The organism is Thiomicrorhabdus marina (assembly GCF_017571465.1).
GTDB lineage: Bacteria > Pseudomonadota > Gammaproteobacteria > Thiomicrospirales > Thiomicrospiraceae > Thiomicrorhabdus > Thiomicrorhabdus marina.
In genome coordinates, this window is record NZ_JAGETV010000012.1 from 1 (window position 1) to 23,698 (window position 23,698).

Here is a 23,698-nt window from a genome sequence, read left to right on the forward strand (position 1 = left end):
CGTAGGGGCTTTGCAAAATTTGGCTAAGCGGTGTTGTCTCTTTTTGTCAGGTCTAGACATAACTGCAAACAGACGCCTTGCTTAGCCTAAATTTTACTTTGCCTGAAGCCATTTGGATTTGTTCTGCGTTTCCTTAGAAGGAGCATTCACCTAAACCCTTGACTAATTCGCTACAATAGATCGAAATTTAAAGGAGTACATTATGAAATTAATCAACAATATGGCTTCCTCAACCATGAACACATTTCTTGGCGCTATTGCTCTAAGCCTAGCAACCATCACCCCTACCTTTGCCGAAAACGCTCCAAGCAGCTCCGACAAAGCCGAGCTCCAACAAAAAGCGCAAAACTATGCCATTTGCGCGGCATTGAGCAAAGGAAGTGAACAACAAACCTATACTGATAAGCTAACGGCGCTTTTAAAGCAACAGAATACTAAACAGCAAAAAAGCTATAGCGACCAGCAAATTAGCGAACTTAGCACCAATAAAATATCTGAATTAAAACGTAACTTCAGAGAGTACAGCGAGCAAAGTCAAAACAAGCTCTATGGAAAACTTTGTAGAGATTCATTAAAAATGGACGAGAACTTTGTCGGGCTTGAATTCAAAGAACTTCCCCTCAGCCTTCAACAAAAGATGCGTTCCATTGCTACTTGCGCGTTAATTTCCGATTCTCTACAACTGAAACAACAAGCCAAACAGTTAACCGCTGCCAACACATTAATTATGGTCGCTGCGGGGTTAAATGGACGTAATCAAGCGCTAAGCCAATTGACGGAACTCCATAACTCGATTATCGAAGAACTGAAACCGCTTTCCGAAGAACAAATTAAAGCGCAATTTAACAAATCATGTAGTGCTGTTCAGCAAATTCAACAACAACGTCACAATGCCAAACCTTAAAACAAGGTCAACCTAAGGAATAGATAAGATGGATATCTTCAGCAAAATTTTCTGGCAAGCTGGGCTTGGTCTAAGCCTTGTCATGCTATTTGTCGCTATCAGCGCCTTGCTTAATGCCGAGAACGGTCAACTAACTGTTGAAAATCTGGAGCATCTAAGCGGAACTTACAGTGCCTTATTTGAGACGTTAAAATTTGTTGTTTACCCTTGGCTAGCTCTCGGTCTATTCTTATTAATCCGATTCTTTATCAGGCTCAGCAAGTCTTAAGGAAGCACAGAACAAGATTCCCACTTTAGAGGAATGAATGATTTGTTTTCATTGAAGACTTCAATCTTCTTCTCGGCACTTCAACCAATTTCAAGTTAGGTATTTTTGTAGATAATTCAAAAAAACCAACGCTTTTCTTTACTGATTCAATACGCAAAAAGATGTATTATTACTAAACGTTTGTTATTCCTAGTTTAAAAAAAGGATTACTTTTACATGTCGTCAGGTAAAAACAGCTTGCAACTGCCAATTATCTTCAGTAGCGCACTACTTATTATGGTCAACATCATTCTGTTTGACCGTAATCAACAGCAGCAACAAATCTGGCAACAGATGAACGGTGACAACCGCGCCGCCGAGCAGTTGATTCGCAACCAACTTGCTGCGTTATATGGCGATATCAGTATTATCAGAGATCAGAGTATGCAGAGACTCACAACGAACGAGTGCGTCAAACAACCGAGCAGAGTTTTCTGACAATCATGCATAACCAACCGGAATTTATGCAGCTTCGCTATTTAGACAAGCAAGGCCAAGAACAAATACGCATTGATAGAACAGCAAAGGGAATTGTCTATGCAATCAAGCAACAAGACCTGCAAAACAAAGCCGATCGCTACTATTTCCAAGAAGCGCTTAAGCTACCGCGCAACGGAATTTTTCAATCGCCACTTGACTTAAATGTTGAACAAGGCAAAATCGAAACACCTTTCAAACCGACTATTCGCTATGCAACAGCCGTCGGCAAAACCGACATACAAGGGTATCTGATTATCAATATCCATGCCCAGCCATTGCTACAGAAAATAAAAAAATTGCACTTAGCGACTGAGGGACAGCTTTTTCTCGTAAACCATGATGGCTACTTCTTTAATAACTCTGATTCCGAACTTAACTGGGGCTTTATGCTCGACAAAAAAGAACACAGCCTTGCACAACAACACCCGCAATTCTGGAAAGAGCTTGTTGAAAATGGCGGATTCCAGAAATTACTCAAAGATCAAAACCTTTTTTTAGGTAGCGCAATTTGCTTGGCGCAAAGCTGCAATAACACCAATCAGAAATACTCCGTAGATACTTTGATTGATAAAAGTCATTGGTATTTGATCAATCAACATCCAACACCTGCATGGTGGCAACTTAATGCCAACACCTGGGCTAGCCTACTATTAATAATATTACTCCTGCTTGCTGTAATCGCCCGACGCTCTTTCAATGACAAACAAGCCATAAGCCAAGACTTAAAAGATGACCCAGCCAACTTTTTACCTTTATTGAAAGCGCTGCCAACGGGGGCTTGTACCATTGATAAGCTAGGACAAGTACAAATCTACAACCAAGGATTTGCCAATGTATTCAACCTACAGGATAGAAGCTCTCGAAAAAATAATTTTTACGATTTATTCCCAAGCTCAATCCGTGAGAACCTGACATTAAAGGTTTACAACGCCATTACAGATAACCACACCCAAACCTTATACGACAAACAGCAACCTCTACAGTTGCTACTAGCGCACAAAGCGCCGCTGTACTTCAGTTTACATATCGCCCCCTTAAAAGTCGGCAATCGCGAACCGCAATCCTATCTACTACTAATGGAAAACCTCACCATTGAGCTGCACAAACTCAAGCAAAATCAATTGAGCATCAGTTTGCAGACAATCAGTGAACTCAGTAACGAACTTCTCAATCAAACTACGATTCCACCGGAAGCAATCGTGCAGCACTTGCAAATGTGCGCTAGCCAAGTCGACCTAAGCAAACATCAACAGAAGTTGAGACCGCTACTCCAGCAATGGCAGGAGCAGTTACAACAGTCAGAAAAACCGCCACTGGAAATCGAAATGATCTTGACCGATGACTGCCAACTCAACCTAGATCAAGCCAACTTCAACCGTTTTATGGAGTTACTGCTGTCGACAATGCCGGAAAGCTGCGACAAACTTACTTTACAAAGCAAACGCATCAGCATTAAAAACAGCGGCGAAATGTTAAATTTATACCACTTAGAGAAAGGCGACTATGTGCAAATTGCACTCAAAGGTTGCCGCTACAAAAAGACTCAAAAACTTGATTCAAACAACAGCGAGCAGGGCACATTAGAACCATTTAACGGCTGCGAAATGCACAGCGGAGATTACCTTCCACTAGGAAGTGCATTTGGTTTAGTAAAACAGTGCAACGGGGCAATGCGGATTAAATGCAGTGAAAACAACAGAACCATCTTCATTTATCTACCTGTTTTTACCGATGATTAAAATCCTGTAGATAACAATATGAATTTTAATTATTGCATTTTTTGCAACAATCTAATGTTATTAGAAATTTTATTTTACAAGTCATTAACTCAATCAATGAAGATATTATCAATTGACTCGGTTAGCATGTACTTTATGCGAAAGAACAGTTTCTTTACAGGGTTATCAATATAATGAATTACTAATTCAAATGAAACTTATTGCAAATATTGCAACAAAAGATATAATCCACAACTAATGAATTAATGCAAAAAGTATACAAATATAAAACAAAATTCGTTCTAAACGGTACCGCCAACTGTTAGTAACAGCAATGACTAACAACCGTAAAGATCCGCGAGCTGCATTAATTCCTATACAACATCAACTAGAGTTACAGATTTGTTTTAGGGAGATAAACGATGAAATTCAATGAACGTCTCAAATACTATATTGAATACAAAGGTATTATCAAACACCGTGTTGCAGAAGTAGCCGGTATTACACCAAGCGCATTTTTCCGTTTTTTGAACGGTACCAGCACAATGAAATCTTCAAATATTGAAAAAATTAATGAAGTATGGCCGGAAATGATCGCTTTCGCCTTCTCGGTTGACCCAGATATAGCCAAGCGAGCTAAAAAGCTAAAACTATCAGACGAAGATGAGTAAACGCCATCTTTCTCTCGGATAAACTTTGACGACAAGTGTCTTAGCAATCCAAGCTAAACCCGGCTAGCCCGGGTTTTTTTATGCCTATCGTGTTGTATCCGTACACAATCTCGTTAAAATCACCTAAACAAAAATAATTGCTATTCAATAAAACGGTTGTCGTTTTATACAAAAGCTATACAATCATTAGCAGTCTCAAATTTTTGGAGAGAGTTATGCATTATCACGGGCGTGCCCAATTTCATCACGGTGAAAGCAGTGCGACCGGCGTTTTAATTACCAACCTTGGTACGCCGGATGCACCAACCAAACAAGCACTTCGACCTTACCTTAAAGAATTCTTGGAAGATCCTCGCGTGGTTGAACCACCGCCAGCTCGTTGGTTATGGAAACTGATTTTGAATGGCATTATCCTCAACACTCGCCCTGCCAAATCGGCAGAAGCTTATGCCAGTGTTTGGGACTCAGAAGGTCCGGGCGCACCGTTGTTGCGCATTACTGAACGCCAGCTAGAAGGCATTAAAAAAGAACTGGAACCGCATTTTGACGGCCGAGTCGAATTTGCACTCGCAATGCGTTACGGCAATCCTTCAATTTCCAGCGCTCTACAAGAACTGCACGAAAAAGGCTGCCAACGCATTGTCGTGCTACCACTTTACCCTCAATATGCAGCAGCAACCACCGCTTCGACCTTCGATGCCGTCACCGAAGAGTTACGAACATGGCGCTGGGTTCCTGAACTGCGCTTCATCAACCACTATCACCGCCACCCAGGTTATATTAAAGCCTTAGCGAATAGTATCCGCGAACACCAAGAAGTACACGGTAAGCCACAATTGTTGGTTATGTCCTATCACGGAGTACCGCAACGTTATTTGGATAATGGCGACCCTTATCATTGCGAATGTCACGTCACTTCACGCTTGGTCGCAGATGAACTTGGCCTAAGCAAAGACGAATACAAAGTGACCTTTCAATCACTATTCGGTAAAGAAGAATGGATTAAACCTTATACCGACGAAACGCTGAAAGGCTTACCGGAAAAAGGCATTAAAGACATTCAAGTGATTTGTCCAGGATTCTCGGCAGACTGCCTAGAAACCATCGAAGAAATTGATGAAGAGAACCGTGAATACTTTGAAGAAGCCGGTGGCGAGAAGTTTAGCTACATTAAATGCCTAAACGACCGTGAAGATCACACGCAAATGCTGGCAGATTTGATCCTGCAACATACGCAAGGCTGGTACGAACGTGACGGTTTTAATGCGCAAGCCGACGAGCAAGAACGCAATACCGTTAAAGAAAACGCTAAAGCGATGAACTGCCCTTACTAATAAGTTTGACCCACTTGTATACCTGCTGCTTGCTTACATAGCAAGCACAACAAAAAAGCCGCTGAAAATTCAGCGGCTTTTTCGTTATAAGGTTAAGCGAAATTAAATTAGCGCTCTTCCAGCGGTAGGTAACAAGCCGTGCCCTTCCCGGTATAAATTTGCGTCGGACGGAAGATACGGTTGTTCTGCAACTGCTCGCGCCAGTGCGCCATCCAACCGGCAGAACGTGCTACTGCAAAAATTGGCGTAAACAAACCAGGGTCAAAGCCCATTTCTTTATACAGAATCCCTGAGTAGAAATCGACGTTTGGATAAACCCCTTTGTGACCGAGAAGTTCTTCACAAACCTTCTCAACTTCAAGTGCCGTCGCAAATGATTCACTTAGTTTATCTGACTTACCGGCAAGCAATTCATTGGAAAGTTTCTGCAGAATCGAAGCACGCGGATCTTTGGTTTTGTATTCGCGGTGTCCCATCCCCCAAACAACTTTTTTATCTGCTAAACGCTGTTCGATGTAAGGACGAGCATTTTCCGGCGAACCAATTTCATCCAACATCTCAATCACTTTCTGGTTTGCACCACCATGAAGAGGACCGGAAAGCGAAGCAATTGCCGATGAGATAACCGAACAAGGATTTGCCAAAGTGGAACCGGTCACCATAGTAGTGAAAGTTGAGGCGTTAATAGTATGCTCAGCGTGCAGAATCAGAATCGCATCCAGCAATCGCGCCCAATCCTTATCTGGCTCCTGACCGTTTAACATATACAAAAAGTTTTCTGCATAGGTCAAATCTTTACGCGGCTCAATCGGATCGTAGCCATTGCGCATATGCTCCCAACTCGCTACCAAAGTTCCCATATGAGCAATAATCTTAACCGTTACATCATTGATGTATTCTTGGTTCTCTGTACCGCCTTTCATGTATTCGGTACTTGGATAGAAGCTCGCTAGAGAGGCCACCACCACTTGCAGCATATGCATCGGATGCGTGGTGCTTGGCAGATTTTTCATAATCTCGCGAATATTGTATTTAACACGGCGATTTTCACGTAATTGCTTATCAAAGTGCTCCAATTTTTCAGCCGTTGGCAGCTCGCCAAAAAGAAGCAAAAGAGTGGTTTCCTCAAATGAGGAATATTCAGCCAGTTCTTGAATGTCATAACCACGATAGGTTAAGACGCCTTTTTGACCATCAATAAATGAGATTTGCGATTCCGTTGCCGGAACCCCTGCTAAACCTGGAATATATTGCATAAGCTGCCCTGAAAATTTGTCAGAAAATTCGTGTGAATTACACGCTAAATGAAGAACCACAACCGCAAGTTGTGGTTGCATTTGGATTTTCGATTACAAAGCGAGCGCCTTGTAAATCTTCTAAATAATCAATTTTAGCGCCCACTAGATACTGGAAGCTCATTGAATCAACCAATAGCGTCACACCATCTTTGGTGACCACAGTATCATCATCCGCTTGGTTTTCATCAAAGGTAAATCCGTATGAAAAACCAGAGCAACCACCGCCGGTAATGTACACGCGAAGTTTTAGATTTGGATTTTGCTCATCTTCAATCAGACCGCTAACCTTAGAAGCCGCAGACTCGGTAAAAATTAAAGGCGTTGGAATATCAGACATATAAGAATCCTTTTCATGTCGGGATAAGCGACCAACCTTTTACAGGACAAATGTCGCTTATAGAGCAAATTAGAATTTTATTATAACAAAACGACTCTAGAAGTCGTCTCATTCATCATGGCAACAAAGCAACTTGTTGCAAACCAAGAGTCTCATCAAGCCCGAACATGATATTCATATTCTGCACAGCTTGACCGGCCGCGCCTTTCACTAGGTTATCGATAACCGAAGTCACTACCACTTGCGAACTGCCTGCCGGACGATAAACCGCAATACGGCACATATTCGAGCCTTTCACCGAACGGGTTTCCGGCAAAGTACCTGCCGGCATCACATCGACAAACGGTTCCTCTTTATAGGTCTCTTCAAACAGCTTTTGTAGTTCTTCTTGGCTCATGTCTTCAGTCATGGTCGCGTAAATGGTATTTTCCATTCCACGAATCATCGGTACCAAATGCGGCACAAACGTTAGGCTGACTGGCTTATCCGCGATTTGCGCCAATTTTTCACTCATTTCCGGCAAATGACGGTGGCCGGCAACGCCATAGGCCTTAAAGCTTTCCGACATTTCCGCCCCTAACATCGCAACATTCGCGCCACGACCGGCACCGCTAACACCCGATTTACCGTCAGCGATAATGTTCGTCACATCAATTAGATTGTTTTTCAAAAGCGGCGCAATACCCAGCGTTACGCTAGTCGGGTAGCAACCTGGGTTAGCAATAATCTGCGCATTTCTAATCTGTTCACGGAAATGCTCCGGCAGGCCGTAAGCAACCTTATCAAACAACTTACCTTCGGTATGTTTCATGCCGTACCATTTCGACCAAACGTCTAAATCTTCAATACGGAAATCCGCCGCTAAATCGATTACTTTCACACCAGCACTGGTCAGTTCATCCGCCATACTCATCGCCACACCGTGCGGCGTTGCAAAGAAAACGATGTCACAGGTTTTCAGTTTACTGGCATCCGGCACCGAGAATCTCAAGTCATATACGCCACGCAAGTTTGGGAACATATCCGCCAACGCCACACCTTCTTCCGAGCGCGAAGTAATCATCGTAACTTCCGCCTGTGGGTGACTTGCCAAAATACGTAATAACTCAACGCCTGTATAGCCTGTTCCGCCAACGATGCCAACTTTTACTTTTTGCATTCTCTGCTTCCTGAAAACTTATCTTGAATAACCCGCTATTGTACCGATTCACTACTGAAGGTGCTAACTTTAGCTATTGCTTATACTGAAGCGACAATACAACTTACTTCACTGTATTTCAAGCAATCAGAACTTTGCATCACAGAACAATCGGGGTAAGGTAATAATTAATCATATCCATTATTGTTTAGGCAATTTCCGAGGTGAATTATGAAATCATTCAAACCTTATCGCAGCCAGTTTAAAGAATCACAAGTTACGCCTGAAGAACTTTTTCTCAACCGTCGTCAGTTTATTCAAGGCGCCGTCGCTGCCGGATTAATCACTTCGCCGATTGCCGCTCTAGCGGACTTTAATTTCGCCCCCAACTCGAATTTTCGTCCGGATTTAAAACTGACTGATCCTGAGCACGCTCTCAACTACAACAACTTCTACGAACTCGGCACAGATAAATCCGACCCACCGCGCTATGCCGACAGCCTAAAAACCGATAACTGGCAAGTCAGAGTCGAAGGTCTATGCGCCAAACCACAAACCTTCGATATGGACGACCTACTCGCTTTCGACCAAGAAGAGCGCATCTACCGCTTCCGCTGTGTTGAAGGCTGGTCGATGGTGGTACCGTGGATTGGCTTTCCGTTAAGTAAGTTGCTCGACAAAGTCGAACCGACCAGTCAAGCCAAGTATGTCGAATTTATCAGTATTCTCGACCGTGAAAACTTACCGGGGCAACGCTTTAATATTCTCGACTGGCCGTATCGCGAAGGTTTACGTATAGATGAAGCCATGCACCCGCTCACTCTGATGACTACCGGTCTATACGGTAAAGAGTTACAAAACCAGAACGGTGCACCGATTCGCTTAATCGTGCCATGGAAATACGGTTTTAAAAGCGCTAAATCCATCGTCACCATTCGCCTAACCGACAAACAACCGGTTTCCAGTTGGGAACAAGCTGCGCCGGACGAATACGGCTTCTACTCCAATGTTAACCCGAATGTTTCGCATCCACGCTGGTCGCAAGCTAAAGAACGTCCGCTAGGCTCTTTCTTTAAAAAGAAAACCTTAATGTTCAACGGCTATGCAGAGGACGTTGCCGACCTTTACAAAGGCATGGATTTGAAGAAATATTATTAAGGAAACAACCATGCCGTTGGCGATTAAACTCATTTTATTCAGCCTAATCTGTGCGATTCCTGCGGGGCTGCTTAGCTTCAATTTACTAACCGATAACCTCGGTGCGAATCCTGTCGAAGCCTTAGAGCATACCACCGGCGACTGGGCAATTTACTTCCTGTTGCTAACGCTCTCAATCACCCCAATTCAGCAAATGTTCGCTCCAAAATGGTTTATGCCGATGCACCTAGTTCGTCGCGTTCTCGGTTTAAGCGCCTTGGCTTATGCACTAATTCATCTGGCGGTGTATTTTGTGTTTGATATGAGCGCAGACATTAATGAAACCCTGACCGATATTGCCGAACGACCGTTTATTCTGATTGGCATGACTGCTTTGCTTTTGCTTATCCCGCTTGGCATCACTTCTACGCAGGGCTGGCAACGTCGATTAAAACGTAACTGGCAACGTCTGCACAAACTGGTATACACAATCACCTTTTTGGGGATTTTACACTATGCGCTATTGGTCAAAGCCGACCTATTCCTGCCACTGCTATATATGACTCTTTTTGGCATTTTGATGCTTATGCGCCAATTCAAACTGCCAAGACTAAGGTAACTATCTGGGAATAGGTTTGCCTTCCGCCTTAGCACGAAATTGATCTTTGCGTTGTAACTGCGGTTCGTTAACCAATAACGGCTGATGGCTTGATTCCCAAACCGGACGGTTTTTCATTACCGCAGCAAAATAGTCACTGTCCATATGTTTTTCCAGCCAAGCCTGTACCGCCGGATAATCGGTCGACTGCCACCATGCTTGATCAACATGTGCAAACTGGCGCACAAACGGGAAAGTCGCCAAATCCGCAATCGACAATTCAGGACCTAATAAAAATGCGGTTTTTGATAACTGAGATTCCAATTTCCGGATAAACACTTCACCGCCTTGGCGTGCTTTTTCATGCCCGGCTTCCGGCGCTAAATCTGGATAAGATTCTTGGCAAAGCTCCGGATACTTATAATCATCCAAATGCTTTTTAAACCGATTATCACAAGCATCCACCCAATTATCGACACACTCGTCCTGCGAGTACAATCTATGCTCGGCCAACGCCCACTGCATAATCTCCCAACTCTCCTCAATCACCGAACCATCTTGTAACACCAAAACCGGTACAGTCCCTTTTGGCGATGCAGTCAACATCGACTCCGGCTTATCCCAAAACACAATCTCGCGTTGCTCAACCTCACGACCGGAAAAATAAATGGACAACCGCGCTCGCATGGCATACGGACAACGACGATACGAATACAAAACGGGAAAATCAGAACTCATAAAAACACCTTAAAAACAGATTGAAATGGCTTCTACAAAAGACAACATTACAATAAATTCTAAATACAAAAAAGCCAGCAAATTGCTGGCTTTTAGAGAATGAACACATAGGCTCTTTTTTCGAGCTAGGCGGTATAAATTTAAAATGAGAACTAGGCGAATTTGAAACCAGCGCGCAGCGTACATATTGGTACGTGAGCACTGGAAGTTCAAATTCAACGACGTTATCGCTTAAATTTAAATGCCCTAGCCGAAAAAATCACATCATGCCGCCCATGCCTCCCATCCCTGCTGCTGCCGCTGCATTATTATCACCTTCAGAAGGAAGGTCAGCAATCGCCGCACCCGTCGTCAGTACTAGACCTGCAACAGACGCAGCATTTTGTAGTGCAGAACGCGTTACTTTAGCCGGATCGATGATACCTGCTTCCAGCATGTCAACGTATTCTTCTTTCGAAGCGTCGAAACCGAAGTTACCCTCACCTTCCATTACCTTGTTGACGATAACAGAACCTTCTAGACCACAGTTAGTCGCGATTTGACGCATTGGCTCTTGCATCGCACGCATCGCGATTTGGATACCCACGTTTTGATCGTCGTTATCACCTTCAACCGTCACTTTAGATAGCGCACGAACTAGCGCAACACCGCCACCAGGGACGATACCTTCTTCAACCGCCGCACGAGTTGCGTGTAGCGCATCGTCAACACGGTCTTTCTTCTCGCGCATTTCAACTTCCGTTGCCGCACCAAGTTTGATAACCGCAACACCGCCAGCTAGTTTCGCTAGACGCTCTTGTAGCTTCTCTTTGTCGTAGTCAGACGTTGAAGATTCGATCATCGCTTTGATTTGTGCAACACGCGCGTCGATGTCCGCTTTAGAACCGGCACCGTCAATGATCTTAGTGGTGTCTTTACCAATCACGACTGACTTAGTTTGACCTAGGTGCTCCAGTTGAACCGTTTCTAGAGACAGACCGACTTCTTCAGAAACAATGGTACCGCCAGTCAGAACGGCCATGTCTTGTAGCATTGCCTTACGACGTTCACCGAAACCAGGTGCTTTAACTGCAGCAACCTTAACAATACCACGCATATTGTTAATAACTAGCGTCGCAAGTGCTTCACCATCAACGTCTTCGGCGATGATTAGTAGCGGACGGCTGGTTTTTGCAACCGCTTCCAAAGTAGGAAGTAGTTCGCGCATATTAGAGATTTTCTTATCGAAAAGTAGGATGAACGGATTTTCTAGTTCCGCAACCATTTTGTCTTGGTTCGTTACGAAATAAGGAGATAGGTAACCACGGTCGAATTCCATCCCTTCTACAACCACGAGTTCGTCTTCTAACGAAGAACCTTCTTCAACCGTAATAACCCCTTCAGTGGTTACTTTTTCCATCGCATCGGCAATCATGTTACCAACCGCAGCGTCAGAGTTTGCAGAGATAGTCCCAACTTGTGCCCAAGAATCTTTGGTTTCACAAGGAGTAGACATGGCTTTGATTTCCGCAACAACCGCTTCAACTGCTTTGTGGATACCACGGTTTAGGTCCATTGGGTTCATACCCGCTGCAACCGACTTCATCCCTTCACGAACGATTGCTTGCGCTAGAACGGTCGCAGTCGTAGTACCGTCACCGGCAACATCGTTAGTTTGCGAAGAAACTTGCTTAACCATCTGCGCACCCATGTTCATAAACTTGTCTTCAAGTTCGATTTCACGCGCAACAGAAACACCATCTTTGGTCACAGTCGGCGCACCGAAGTTCTTTTCTAGAACCACGTTACGACCTTTAGGCCCTAGCGTTACTTTAACTGCATCAGCAAGAACGTTGATACCGTCAACCATTTTTTCACGAGCGTCTAAACCAAAACGTACGTCTTTAGCCATTTTTAAATCCTTAAAACTTTAAATATATACTTAAATCTTATTCAGAAAATTCTATGAATTGATTCGTCAATTACCCAACGATTGCGATGATGTCATCTTCGCGCATAATTAGCAGCGGCTCACCGTTATCGTCTTTAACTTCACTTGCTCCGTTGTATTGGCCGAACATGACTTTGTCGCCAACTTTTACCGTCATCGCGATGATTGTTCCAGAGTCAGAAGCCTTACCAGGACCTACTGCAACCACTTCACCGGTGTTTTCTTTCTCTTGAGCCGAACCAGGCAGAAGAATTCCGCTCGCCGTCTCTTTTTTCTCTTCAACACGGCGAACCACAACGCGGTCTTGCAAAGGTTTGATGTTCATGGGTATCTCCCTAAAAAGTTAAATTTTGAAAATGTTAAAAATTGGTTTTGCGCACTGCTTAAAAAATTCCACTAAAACAGTCGCTTAGCTAGTCGCTAAGTAAAGAAGCACACATTCTAAACATCACGCGATAGCTGTCAACAGATATGGGGATGATGAAAATTTTTTCAAGGGAAATAGGTAACAAAAAATAAAAAGAAGCCTAGGGAAACGCAGAACAAGTCCAAATGACGCCAGGCAAAGTAAAATTTTATTAATTTATTGAAACTGCAATTTTTGTTTCAAATTCCTGTAATCCGCAACGAATAGCATAGCGATTTTAATTGTCAAACATTTAGACAGGGATATTTATGCAGTTCCAGAAAAAGACGCTTTTGGGCGCAATTTTATTAGCAGGCACGACTATATTAAGTGGTTGTGTTGATGACGGCGTCAATGGCGAAGACGCTTCGCAACAGACCATCAATCTATCGCAGATTGCTACCTATGAATCCGGTGTATTTGACGAATCTGCCGCTGAAATTGTGACTTACGATCCGGTCAACAACCGTACTTATGTAGTTAACGCCAATAATAAAAAAGTCGACGTACTGGACAATAGCAATATCAGCGTACCTGTTCTACAAACTTCTTTAGACCTTGCAGCAGACTTCGCAACAGCCGGAATTACTGGTACGGTTGGCGATGCAAACTCGGTTGATCTCTATAACGGTCTGCTAGCCGTTGCGGTTGCCGCAGACAGCAAAACTGACAATGGCTGGGTCGCTTTTTATAAAGCGAGCGATTTAACTTTTATCTCAGCGGTACAAGTTGGCGCTCTACCGGATATGGTGAAATTCTCGCATGACGGTTCTGTGGTAATGGCAGCGATTGAAGGGGAACCAAGCGATGACTACTTGATTGATCCAGAAGGTCAAGTGGCAATGATTGATATCTCTTGGGATGGCGCAAATTTAAACACCAGCCTAACCACCATCGGCTTTACTGATTTTAACATTGACGGCACTCGCCATGCGGAGCTGCCGACGAGCAAAATGGTGCTTGACGGTTACAGCGCAACAACAACGGACAATAAAGCAACTGTGGCGCAAAGCTTTGAGCCGGAATATATTGCATTTAACTCCGATGATTCTAAAGCCTATGTTTCTCTGCAAGAAAACAACGCCGTCGCGGTAATCGATACAGCGACCAAATCAATCGATAAGATTATCGGCCTTGGCTTTAAGAACCACTCGATCCAAGGCAATGAAATGGATGCCAGTCAAAAAGACGGTGTTAATATCCAAAACTGGCCGGTCATGGGCATGTATATGCCGGACACCATCGCGAGTATGGAATACCAAGGCAAGAGCTATATCCTGACAGCCAATGAAGGCGATGATCGTCAAGATTGGTTAGATAACGTAGTCGATCAAACAGACTGTGAAAACGCCGGTTATTTCTTTGGAGATGACGGTGATGGTGCACGTTGTATTGATGCTTTCTCAGCAAAAGATTTCTATGATGCCGATAATGTCACTCTAGTGGACTCTGAAGGCAATCCTTTTGCTGAAACCAATGGCGGCTTTGGTGAAGACAATGAACTACGTCGTTTGAAATTCTCATACCACACCACGCTAGCGATGAACGGTGGCACCGAGTTTACTTCACTGTATGCCTATGGCGGACGCTCTTTCTCGATCTACGATGCGGAAACTGGACAACAGGTTTTCGATTCCGCTAATGATTTTGAAGTCATGACTGCCAATATTTACGGCGACGACTTTAACAACGACAATGCCGAGAACACCGGCGATGACCGTTCTGATAACAAAGGACCTGAGCCGGAAGCACTGACAGTTGGCGTAATCAATGGTCAAACTTATGCGTTTGTTGGCTTAGAACGTATGGGCGGCATTATGGTTTACAACGTTTCTAACCCATACTCGCCGGACTTTGTTCAATACATCAATAACCGTGACGTGACGGTTGATAACGACACTTTAGAAGCTGGCGGAGCTGGAGATCTTGGACCGGAAGGATTCCATTTTGTTAATGCGGAAAACAGCCCGAATGGTAAGCCAATGTTAGTTGTCGGTAACGAAGTTAGCGGCACCACAACTTACTATGAAATTCAGGTTTCAGAATTTTAATCAGGGCTAAGGAAACGCAGAACAAGTCCAAATGACTTCAAACTCCTCGCTGAAGTCAATGGGGACTTATTCTGTGTTTCCCTAATCTAGCGCACAAAAAAGCCAGCGTAATGCTGGCTTTTTCCGTTGTAAGGCAATTAAAGTAATTATTCACTCAACACTAAATTATCTCGGTGCACAAGTGATTCATCATCCATATAGCCAAGTACACTCGTAATTTGATGGCTTGGCTTGCCAAGAATTTTAATCGACTCATTGGCTGGGTAATTAATCAAACCTCGTGCCACCTCTTTACCTGCTTCATCGACACAGATAACCATTTCACCGCGTTGAAAGCTGCCTTCTTGGCTTTTGACACCAATCGGCAATAGACTTTTACCAGAGCTTTGCAGCACCTTGACCGCGCCGGCATCCAATACCAATTTACCTTTAGCTTGCAGATGCCCTGCCAACCACTGTTCACGCGCAGTCATCGGCTCTAAATCTGGAATCAATAAAGTGCCATGCTGTTCACCATTCGCAAGCTTAACAAGGATATTCGGCTCACGACCGGAAGCGATAAACGTTGCCGTACCGGAACGTGCCGCACGTTTTGCCGCCATTACTTTGGTATACATTCCACCTTTGCCAAGCGCGCCACCTTCCGGCGAAGCCATCGCTTCAATATCTTTACGCGACACTTGCGCTTCGGAAATCAACTCCGCATCTGGATTAGTACGCGGGTTATCGTTGTACAAACCTTTCTGGTCAGTCAAAATCACCAATACATCGGCAGAAATCAAGTTTGCGGTTAAAGCACCAAGCGTGTCATTATCGCCAAAACGGATTTCGTCGGTTACGACTGTATCGTTTTCATTGATAATCGGCACGACACCATATTCCAACAACGCTTTGATGGTATTGCGCACGTTCAGATAACGTTTACGGTTCGACAAATCATCGTGTGTCATCAAAATTTGTGCGGTATGAATGTCGTACTTGGCAAACTTTGACTCGTAAGCCTGAATCAACCCCATCTGTCCGACTGCTGCAGCGGCCTGCAAATCGTGCAACGCTTCCGGACGCGAACTCCAGCCTAAACGCTTCATGCCTTCAGCAACCGAACCGGAAGAGACCAAAACCACATCCTTGCCGCTTTTTTTCAGTGCAACAATCTGTTCGACCCAATGCGCCAGAGCTTCTTTGTTCAGCCCTTGACCGTCATCGGTCAGGAGCGCACTGCCAATTTTTACCACCCAACGCTGGGTACTGTTTACATCTGCACGCTGCATGCTACAGATCCTTCTACTCTAAAAATCGAAATCTTCTTCAACGGTAGGACGACGAACAGTTCGACTTTCTTGCAAGTCGGCCTCTTCATGCGCCAAGCGTTTATTCTCATGCAACTGCTTAGCAATCGCATTCATTAACTCTTGAGTACCGCTACGATCAACCGCTGAAATACGGAATACCGGCCCTTGCCATTCAGTCTCTTCAACAATCCGAGTACAAGTCTCTTCAACTTCATCTTCAAGCATTAAATCGGTTTTATTCAAAACCAACCAGCGCTCTTTTTCCAGCAACTCATCCGAATACTTCTCCAATTCTTGCTGAATCACTTTGACATTTTCGGCGGGATCGGAATCATCCATCGGGGCAATATCGACCACATGCAATAATAAACCGGTACGCGACAAGTGCTTCAGAAACTGAATACCAAGACCGGCACCTTCCGCCGCGCCTTCAATCAAACCAGGAATATCTGCAATAACAAAACTGGTTTCCGGCGAAATCGAGACCACGCCCAAGTTTGGATACAGCGTGGTAAACGGATAGTTGGCAACCTTTGGTCGCGCAGCAGAAACAGCGGAAATCAAACTCGATTTACCGGCATTTGGCAAACCTAACAGACCTACATCGGCCAGAACCTTCAACTCTAGACGCAGGTCGCGCTCTTCGCCGTCTTCGCCTTTAGTGCATTGACGCGGCGTACGGTTGGTCGAGCTTTTGAAGTGCACGTTACCTAAACCGTGACGACCACCTTGTGCCACCATCAATGTTTGACCATGCTCGGTCAAATCGCCCATGACTTCATCAGCATCAATATCGAACACCACAGTTCCGACCGGCACCGGAATGATTAGATCCTCACCAGCCGCACCGGTTTTTTGTTGCCCCATACCGGTTTGCCCGTTCTGGGCTTTGTAACTTTTGGTATAGCGAAAATCGACCAAAGTATTCAGGTTACGGTCAGCGACTAGGATAACGTCACCGCCGTCACCGCCGTCACCGCCATTCGGACCACCAAAAGGAATGTATTTTTCCCGGCGGAAACTGGCAATACCGTTACCGCCGCGACCGGCTTGTACAGAAATGGATGCTTCATCAACAAACTGCATGATTTTCCTCTTGGTGTCGATTACCTGATAAACGCTATATTTTAGCAGAGCGCCCCGCTTTGTCAGCGTAGCGTAATAAAATTTGGATCATTATTTCTATATAAAAACAAAAACGCCCCGACAAAGCGGGGCGTTTCGCAATCAGAACTAAATAATTAAATTATTCAGCAACGATTGTTACGAAAGTACGTACTGGCTTACCTTTAGATACGAAAGCAACTTTACCGTCTGCTTTTGCAAATAAAGTGTCATCCTTACCGCGACCAACGTTGTCACCAGCGTGGAACTTAGTACCACGTTGACGAACAATGATGCTACCAGCTGATACAGCTTCACCGCCGTATGCTTTTACACCAAGTCGCTTGGCATTGGAGTCGCGACCGTTTTTAGTACTACCTGCTGCCTTTTTATGAGCCATGGGTGCTATCCTTTAGTTAACAGAGCTGGACCCTCTTCAGATACAGCTGCCGTTTTGAATTATAAAACTAGTCTTGCTAAGCAAGCTTAATGGTATACCAATTAAGCTGAGATTTTACCGATTTTAACTTCAGTGTAGTTTTGACGGTGGCCTTGCTTAGTTTTCGAGCGGTTCTTACGACGACGGAATTTGATGATGGTTACTTTTTTACCACGACCGTTTGATTCAACAGTTGCTGCAACTTTAGCACCTTCAACAAAAGGCGCACCAACTTTAACGTCTGCACCTTCACCAACCATCAATACTTCGTCAAACTCAACTGCATCACCTGCTTCTGCATTCAAAGACTCGATGCGTAGTACTTGACCTTCACGAACTCGATACTGCTTACCACCGGTTTTAATAACTGCGTACATACATATCTCCCGGATATCTAAAATTCTTTTTAATAAGCTTCAAGCTAATAGCAAATATTAGCGAAGGCCGGATTATATAAGCTTTTGATATTAAGGTCAAAATTTAATTTCGCGAAATGCAGTAAATTGATGTAACAGCCAGTTAAAATTAATATGAGTTACCCGCAAATGTGGCTAATCTACAATATTCATACTAAAATAGCGGCTTTTAAATAATATCGTGGCTGAGAGCCTTTTCATGACCCTTCAACAAATCCGTGAACTAATTGCCGATGACATCCAAGCTGTAGATCAACTAATTCTAAACCGTTTGTCTTCCGATGTTGTCCTGATAAATCAGATTGGTCACTATATTATTAATAGCGGCGGTAAACGCCTCCGCCCTCTACTAACACTGCTTAGTGCCCGTGCTTGCGGTTACCAAGGAAGCGACCATCTGCTGATGGCGGCGGTGATTGAATTCATCCATACCTCCACCCTTCTGCATGATGACGTGGTCGATGAATCGGATACGCGTCGCGGCAATAAAACCGCCAACGAAGTTTGGGGCAATGCCGCTAGTGTTCTAGTCGGTGATTTCTTATATTCGCGCTCTTTTGAGATGATGGTTGAACCGGGCATCTTAAAAATTATGCAAGTCATGTCAGTAGCGACCAACGTCATTGCCGAAGGCGAAGTTCTACAACTATTGAACGTCCATGATGCCGACACCACTGAAGCACGCTATATGGAGGTCATCCATCGCAAAACAGCCAAACTGTTTGAAGCGGCCACACAGATGGGACCAATTCTGGCACAAAAACCGGAGTTAGAAGACGCTTTTGCGGCCTATGGCCGCCACTTGGGCGCGGCTTTTCAATTAGTCGATGACGCTCTCGATTACACCGCCGACGCCGAAGAACTTGGTAAAAACATAGGGGATGATTTGGCCGAAGGCAAGCCGACCCTGCCGCTGATCTATATTATGCAGAACGGTTCTGACGACGAACAAGCTCTGATTCGCCGCGCAATTGAAAATGACGGCATTAAACTGATTGAAGAAGTTAGTCAGATTATCAAAAACTCCGGTGCCATCGATTACACCTATGATGTAGCAAAACGTGAAGCAAAACTCGCGCAACAAGCTTTAGCGCCACTTGCCGACAGCGACCTAAAACAAGCGTTAGCCTCACTGGCCGATTTGGCGGTTAATCGTAGCCACTAGAACAGCTTCAATAAAGAGGTGACATTCTTTCGCCTCTTAGCCAATCTCCATTTCCTCAAGCAAAACCTGTTTTCTTTTACGCTCTCGCTCGTCATTAAAGAGTCGATATAAATCCAAGTTAACCAATTTGGTTTTACTCCAATCGAAACGCGGTAACATCCACTTAATCATCCAACGAATAATATGGCATTCATCAGGACTCTGATACAGTAATTCCGGTTTAGGGCGATATCCATGCATACGTTCAACCTTAATGACTTGCTGTTCGCGATCAGGCAAAATACGGACATAGCCAGATTTACTTTCGTCAAAACTGGTGCTGTAGTACACCTTAACCACACGATTCATACTAAAGATAGCTTTAGACAGAATGGTTGATTCTTGTTTACCATTCAGCCCAACGGTAAAGATAAAAATATTTTGAGTTTTTATCTGACGAAAAAACTTCTCAACTTCGGAAAAGTTTAAATCTTGTGTAGCACGTACTATTTCTTGCCGAGCAATTTCATTTTGCTGCTCGATTTTTTCCATGTGTTGGAATAAATATCTCGTGCCTTGTGACAATTCTAGTTTATTACTCATAGCCTAAATTCTCCCTTGCATCAGAGATAACGGCGACAAATCATGAAACTTAAGGGAATCATTGAAAAACGGACATAAAAAAAGGAGTAAGTCCGATGGACTACTCCCAATAAAGGTCTTTACAAAAAAACATGCTTTGGATCGCACAAGAAGAATCATAACAAAAACTTATCCCTTGTCATAAACAAAATTTTTATTTAAGCAGAAATTAAACTTATATCATGACGAAAAGAACACTGCTTAAGTGCGAAAGCTTATTTTTTTAGCTGAATTCGGGAAAATTTATTTTTTATCTTAAATTACAAATACTTAATAATCTTTAAAGTAAGTTTTCTTTACAAAAAGCCAACAACCTTACCCTAGTAGTTTTGCCTTAATTTTTACCGTGAATGAACTTTCTAGCAATAAAAAACCCGCCATAAAGAAAGCGGGTTCTGAATACTCAATGCAACTCTTACAATCTAAAACGGCACGTCGTCGTCGTCAAAGTCATTTGGCGCGTAAGCCGGAGCAGGTTTTGGCTGCATTGGTTGATTACCACCCATAGGCTGATGTTGCTGTCCAGCCATGCCTCGGTTCTGCTGTGGTGCTTGCTGCATACCACCCATGTTATTGCCGCCGAAGCCGCCCTGATTTTGACCCATCGCTGGTTGCTGACCCATACCTTGGTTACGCTGTTGAGGCGCTTGGTTTTGCATGCCTTGGTTATTATTCATACCGCCGCCAAAACCGCTGTTTTGTTGGAAACCACCACCAGCGTTGTTATCAAAGCTCGCATCGCCGCCACGCCCCGAACCGCCGCCAAGCATCTGCATATTACCGTCAAAACCACTTAGAACCACTTCTGTAGTGTAACGGTCTTGACCGTTTTGATCTTGCCACTTACGCGTCTGCAATTTACCTTCTAGATAAACTTGCGAACCTTTTTTCAGATACTGCCCGGCGATTTCTGCCAACTTGCCGAAAATCGACACACGGTGCCATTCGGTTTTCTGCTGCTTCTGACCTGTATTTTTGTCATTCCACTCTTCACTGGTCGCAACGCTTAAGTTTGCAATGGCGTTACCATTAGCGGCATATTTTACGTCCGGATCTGCGCCTAGGGTGCCGACCAAAATTACTTTGTTCACGCCCCTCACACTATACCTACCTTTAAATTATTGTTTTTCATAACATTTTCCTTATTTTTTAGAAATTATACTATACCAGCTGACTTAAATTAAATATTTTCACTAAAATTTACCTTGAAAGTGATAAAGAGATGAGTGGCTAATATTTTGTAATAAAGAGTTTAACTCTTTCTCAACTGACTTAATTTCAGCAGTGCCTCGATATTTGACCTCAAGCCTTTCCACAATTTTTTTTGCTTGAGAATAAGCTCGAGAACTTTGATGAACTGTTCTGAGCAAAATCGCATTTGCTAAATAAACCTGCAATTCTAATTTTTTTACTAAATTATTATCAATACTTTCAACAGACTTTAACCTTTTTAACTGACTTTCTTGCTCTACTACAGCATCAGTAAGCCTAGAATTTTCGTCCTTTAGACTGTTATTCTCTAATCTCAATTGCTCAGGGCTCATCGCTTTACCTGATGCATTTTTTTTCTTTGTAGGAGAGCTTTTTGCATCATCAACGGCATTCTTAATATCCCTTAGAAGGGAAGCATAAACATACTCACTAGTTTGCTGATCTTTTTTATAAAGAGTAGTCTTTCCAACTCTAGATCCATCTCTAAACTTTGCTCCATTTATTACATCTTTTTGAGAAAAAGGCTTATTAGCATCAATTAACACGTCCAAAGATCTTTTAATCGCCTCTTCAAATGAGCCTTTGACGGAAGAAACAGTAGCATCCATTCACACATCCTCTTTCATTGAATTCAAAAGCCTTTGCGCCCGCCGCATACCATTCTTAGCCGCAGTTCTTAGTTCAGAATTCTTTGTTGTCTCGAAGGTATGTTTGTGAGCATCATATCTTCTTTGCCAATGCTCTTTTCTGTCAAGCGGAACACCAAAGTTGGGACAGTTGGAGCACAATTCTTCTGAACGATTAGAATATTCAGGCATGCCATTCGTTCCACATCTAGCTCTTGAAGCTCGCGATAAATTCATAAAACAATAACCATCAGCAGCAGGCATAACAATATAGCCCAACTGCTCAACAAGACGCTCAGCAATAACTTCAGCCTTAGAAACGCCTACCACTTGCACAGATTTTTTTATTAAATTCTGGTACTTTTTAATTGCACGAGAAAAACCAAAGTAAAGATTTTTCTCACCTAGCAAAGCTTTTTCTAGTACATCTTTAGTCAATATTTTTAATTCCTCAGGAATGAATTCCCATACAGCTTCATCAGAGGTATACGCTTTTGTAAATTGTTGACCATTGTGAAATAGAAGATCAGCCAGATATTCCATATCTCCAGTCTCAAACCTCCAAGCCCACATTAACGAAAAAAATCTTCTAAACATATGTGGCCTTAAAGTACCTTCAGCATAACCAGCATCCTCAGCAAAAACATCTAGCATTCGATATAAAACATCTTCGGCTAATTCAACTCTAGTACTCTTAGATTCTATAGAATGACCATCTCCGTGCAAAAGCCTTATAAACAGATATTTTGATCTATGTTTCTCTCTCATAGGAGCTGTTAGCGAAACAACAATAGACAAAGCCTCTTTTAATTCTTTTACAACGGTTCTATCAGTCTTCTTACCGGTTGAAGTTCTTGCAGTTTTAAAAACTCTTCCTGTTAGTAAATCTTGTCGACCGTCTAGAAGCATTTCTGTTTCACCAAGTTCAATAAGGCTCATTTCATGTTTACGCATTGCTGAAAGGGTCAATAAAACCAAAATAGAAGATGCATATAAAACATCAACTTTGCGCTTTATTTCTCTAAAGGTTTCTGAATACTTATCTCGATATATTGTGTATGAATTACTCTTGCCACTATGTTTTAAATGTAAATAGTACTCATAGCGCTGCAAAACACCTTTACTGTCGGATATTTTTCTCAAAGCATGGTTTAACAAACCTAATCCAACCTTAGGATATAAGGTATCCGTATGTCCATCTGGTTTTGAGATTCTTTTTGCTACTTTACTCAAAGGGTTAATAGCTTCGGAATAAGGATCAAATTGTATTCCATTACTTAAGAGTGGCGAATTTAAATAAAACAGTCTGCATATTCTGAGCAACTCAGACACATATGAATAACTAGCATTTTTCTGCTCAATATAAACCTCCAAAGCATCGACATCTTGTCTGGTTATATCCCTAGGAGTAACTACCTCCCTCTCAATAGCAAAGAATGAAATTACAACTCTAACATTCTGAACAAAGGCTTTTTTGGACGAAGAAAATAGATCGTGATTTTCAAAATAATTAACAGAAAAATCTTTTCCAAATCCTTTCCAAATACCCCAAATAACTTGTGCAGAGGAATCTTCAATATCGAATACTGGCTTCCAATTAAACTTTAATTTACTATCTGATTCTGCATCGTTATATGGCTTGAACTGCCACTCATCGTCAACTATCGAGGAGTTAACCAGCCAGTTGACTGTCGGAACTATTTTTTTCTCAAGCTTCTCGTCAACCAAAGAGGGAATTATTGGTTCAACAGTATCCAAAATAGATTTCTTCAAATT

Annotated in this window: 24 protein-coding genes; 10 read left to right on the top strand and 14 right to left on the bottom strand. The window is 43.1% G+C overall.

Annotated features, from left to right (window positions below; genetic code table 11):
• Positions 1–202: 202 nt before the first annotated feature.
• The 6 genes from J3998_RS07710 (at position 203) to hemH (ending at position 5,414) form a co-directional block, all read left to right on the top strand.
• A complete protein-coding gene (locus J3998_RS07710) occupies positions 203–904 on the top strand; it encodes a hypothetical protein (protein ID WP_208149579.1) in 702 nt (233 codons plus the stop codon).
• A 28-nt stretch (positions 905–932) separates the two neighbouring features.
• The gene (locus J3998_RS07715; RefSeq protein WP_208149581.1) at positions 933–1,172 is read left to right on the top strand and encodes a hypothetical protein; all 240 of its coding nucleotides are present in this window, start codon (positions 933–935) and stop codon (positions 1,170–1,172) included.
• Between the two features lie 216 nt (positions 1,173–1,388).
• Entirely contained in the window at positions 1,389–1,649 is a 261-nt protein-coding gene (locus tag J3998_RS07720) for a hypothetical protein (protein ID WP_208149583.1), read from the top strand.
• A complete protein-coding gene (locus J3998_RS07725) occupies positions 1,619–3,430 on the top strand; it encodes a cache domain-containing protein (RefSeq protein ID WP_208149585.1) in 1,812 nt (603 codons plus the stop codon). The genes J3998_RS07720 and J3998_RS07725 overlap by 31 nt, the downstream gene beginning before the upstream one ends.
• 401 nt (positions 3,431–3,831) lie before the next feature.
• On the top strand, positions 3,832–4,080 hold the full coding sequence (locus J3998_RS07730; protein ID WP_208149587.1) for a helix-turn-helix domain-containing protein: 249 nt from the start codon (positions 3,832–3,834) through the stop codon (positions 4,078–4,080).
• 215 nt (positions 4,081–4,295) lie between these two features.
• Complete coding sequence (hemH, locus tag J3998_RS07735) at positions 4,296–5,414, top strand: ferrochelatase (RefSeq protein WP_208149589.1); 1,119 nt, start codon at positions 4,296–4,298, stop codon at positions 5,412–5,414.
• Between the two features lie 107 nt (positions 5,415–5,521).
• On the opposite strand, the gene J3998_RS07740 is transcribed toward hemH, so the two are convergent.
• The 3 genes from J3998_RS07740 to argC form a co-directional block, all read right to left on the bottom strand.
• On the bottom strand, positions 5,522–6,670 hold the full coding sequence (locus tag J3998_RS07740) for a citrate synthase (protein ID WP_208149591.1): 1,149 nt from the start codon (positions 6,668–6,670) through the stop codon (positions 5,522–5,524).
• A 37-nt stretch (positions 6,671–6,707) separates the two neighbouring features.
• Positions 6,708–7,049 carry an iron-sulfur cluster insertion protein ErpA gene (gene erpA, locus J3998_RS07745; RefSeq protein ID WP_208149593.1) on the bottom strand — a complete coding sequence of 114 codons (342 nt, stop codon included), beginning with the start codon at positions 7,047–7,049 and terminating at the stop codon, positions 6,708–6,710.
• 115 nt (positions 7,050–7,164) lie between these two features.
• Positions 7,165–8,208, bottom strand: a complete 1,044-nt coding sequence (argC, locus tag J3998_RS07750) for an N-acetyl-gamma-glutamyl-phosphate reductase (protein WP_208149595.1) — start codon at positions 8,206–8,208, stop codon at positions 7,165–7,167.
• 210 nt (positions 8,209–8,418) lie between these two features.
• Between argC and msrP the strand changes: the two genes are divergently transcribed.
• The gene (gene msrP, locus J3998_RS07755; protein WP_208149608.1) at positions 8,419–9,345 is read left to right on the top strand and encodes a protein-methionine-sulfoxide reductase catalytic subunit MsrP; all 927 of its coding nucleotides are present in this window, start codon (positions 8,419–8,421) and stop codon (positions 9,343–9,345) included.
• A 10-nt stretch (positions 9,346–9,355) separates the two neighbouring features.
• Positions 9,356–9,943, top strand: a complete 588-nt coding sequence (locus J3998_RS07760) for a protein-methionine-sulfoxide reductase heme-binding subunit MsrQ (protein WP_208149610.1) — start codon at positions 9,356–9,358, stop codon at positions 9,941–9,943.
• On the opposite strand, the gene J3998_RS07765 is transcribed toward J3998_RS07760, so the two are convergent.
• The 3 genes from J3998_RS07765 to J3998_RS07775 all read right to left on the bottom strand — a co-directional run bounded on the left by J3998_RS07765 (position 9,944) and on the right by J3998_RS07775 (position 12,915).
• The gene (locus J3998_RS07765; protein ID WP_208149612.1) at positions 9,944–10,660 is read right to left on the bottom strand and encodes a glutathione S-transferase; all 717 of its coding nucleotides are present in this window, start codon (positions 10,658–10,660) and stop codon (positions 9,944–9,946) included.
• Between the two features lie 259 nt (positions 10,661–10,919).
• On the bottom strand, positions 10,920–12,551 hold the full coding sequence (gene groL, locus J3998_RS07770) for a chaperonin GroEL (RefSeq protein WP_208149614.1): 1,632 nt from the start codon (positions 12,549–12,551) through the stop codon (positions 10,920–10,922).
• 70 nt (positions 12,552–12,621) lie between these two features.
• Positions 12,622–12,915, bottom strand: a complete 294-nt coding sequence (locus tag J3998_RS07775) for a co-chaperone GroES (RefSeq protein WP_208149616.1) — start codon at positions 12,913–12,915, stop codon at positions 12,622–12,624.
• A gap of 350 nt (positions 12,916–13,265) precedes the next feature.
• Here J3998_RS07775 and J3998_RS07780 point away from each other — a divergent pair, with 350 nt between their 5' ends.
• Positions 13,266–15,047 carry a choice-of-anchor I family protein gene (locus tag J3998_RS07780; RefSeq protein ID WP_208149618.1) on the top strand — a complete coding sequence of 594 codons (1,782 nt, stop codon included), beginning with the start codon at positions 13,266–13,268 and terminating at the stop codon, positions 15,045–15,047.
• 146 nt (positions 15,048–15,193) lie between these two features.
• Here J3998_RS07780 and proB read toward each other — a convergent pair whose 3' ends face one another.
• The 4 genes from proB to rplU form a co-directional block, all read right to left on the bottom strand.
• Complete coding sequence (gene proB / locus J3998_RS07785) at positions 15,194–16,318, bottom strand: glutamate 5-kinase (protein ID WP_208149619.1); 1,125 nt, start codon at positions 16,316–16,318, stop codon at positions 15,194–15,196.
• A gap of 18 nt (positions 16,319–16,336) precedes the next feature.
• Positions 16,337–17,425, bottom strand: coding sequence for an Obg family GTPase CgtA (cgtA, locus tag J3998_RS07790; protein WP_208149621.1), 1,089 nt, complete (start codon positions 17,423–17,425; stop codon positions 16,337–16,339).
• A 160-nt stretch (positions 17,426–17,585) separates the two neighbouring features.
• Positions 17,586–17,843, bottom strand: coding sequence for a 50S ribosomal protein L27 (gene rpmA / locus J3998_RS07795; RefSeq protein WP_208149623.1), 258 nt, complete (start codon positions 17,841–17,843; stop codon positions 17,586–17,588).
• 101 nt (positions 17,844–17,944) lie between these two features.
• On the bottom strand, positions 17,945–18,259 hold the full coding sequence (gene rplU, locus J3998_RS07800) for a 50S ribosomal protein L21 (RefSeq protein ID WP_208149625.1): 315 nt from the start codon (positions 18,257–18,259) through the stop codon (positions 17,945–17,947).
• Positions 18,260–18,497: 238 nt separating this feature from the next.
• Here rplU and ispB point away from each other — a divergent pair, with 238 nt between their 5' ends.
• Positions 18,498–19,463, top strand: a complete 966-nt coding sequence (gene ispB / locus J3998_RS07805; RefSeq protein WP_208149627.1) for an octaprenyl diphosphate synthase — start codon at positions 18,498–18,500, stop codon at positions 19,461–19,463.
• A 36-nt stretch (positions 19,464–19,499) separates the two neighbouring features.
• Here ispB and J3998_RS07810 read toward each other — a convergent pair whose 3' ends face one another.
• The 4 genes from J3998_RS07810 to J3998_RS07825 all read right to left on the bottom strand — a co-directional run bounded on the left by J3998_RS07810 (position 19,500) and on the right by J3998_RS07825 (position 23,695).
• The gene (locus J3998_RS07810) at positions 19,500–20,045 is read right to left on the bottom strand and encodes a hypothetical protein (protein WP_208149628.1); all 546 of its coding nucleotides are present in this window, start codon (positions 20,043–20,045) and stop codon (positions 19,500–19,502) included.
• A 461-nt stretch (positions 20,046–20,506) separates the two neighbouring features.
• On the bottom strand, positions 20,507–21,184 hold the full coding sequence (gene ssb, locus J3998_RS07815; RefSeq protein WP_208149630.1) for a single-stranded DNA-binding protein: 678 nt from the start codon (positions 21,182–21,184) through the stop codon (positions 20,507–20,509).
• A gap of 93 nt (positions 21,185–21,277) precedes the next feature.
• Positions 21,278–21,904, bottom strand: a complete 627-nt coding sequence (locus tag J3998_RS07820; protein WP_208149632.1) for a hypothetical protein — start codon at positions 21,902–21,904, stop codon at positions 21,278–21,280.
• Entirely contained in the window at positions 21,905–23,695 is a 1,791-nt protein-coding gene (locus J3998_RS07825) for a hypothetical protein (protein ID WP_208149634.1), read from the bottom strand.
• Between the last annotated feature and the right edge of the window lie 3 nt (positions 23,696–23,698).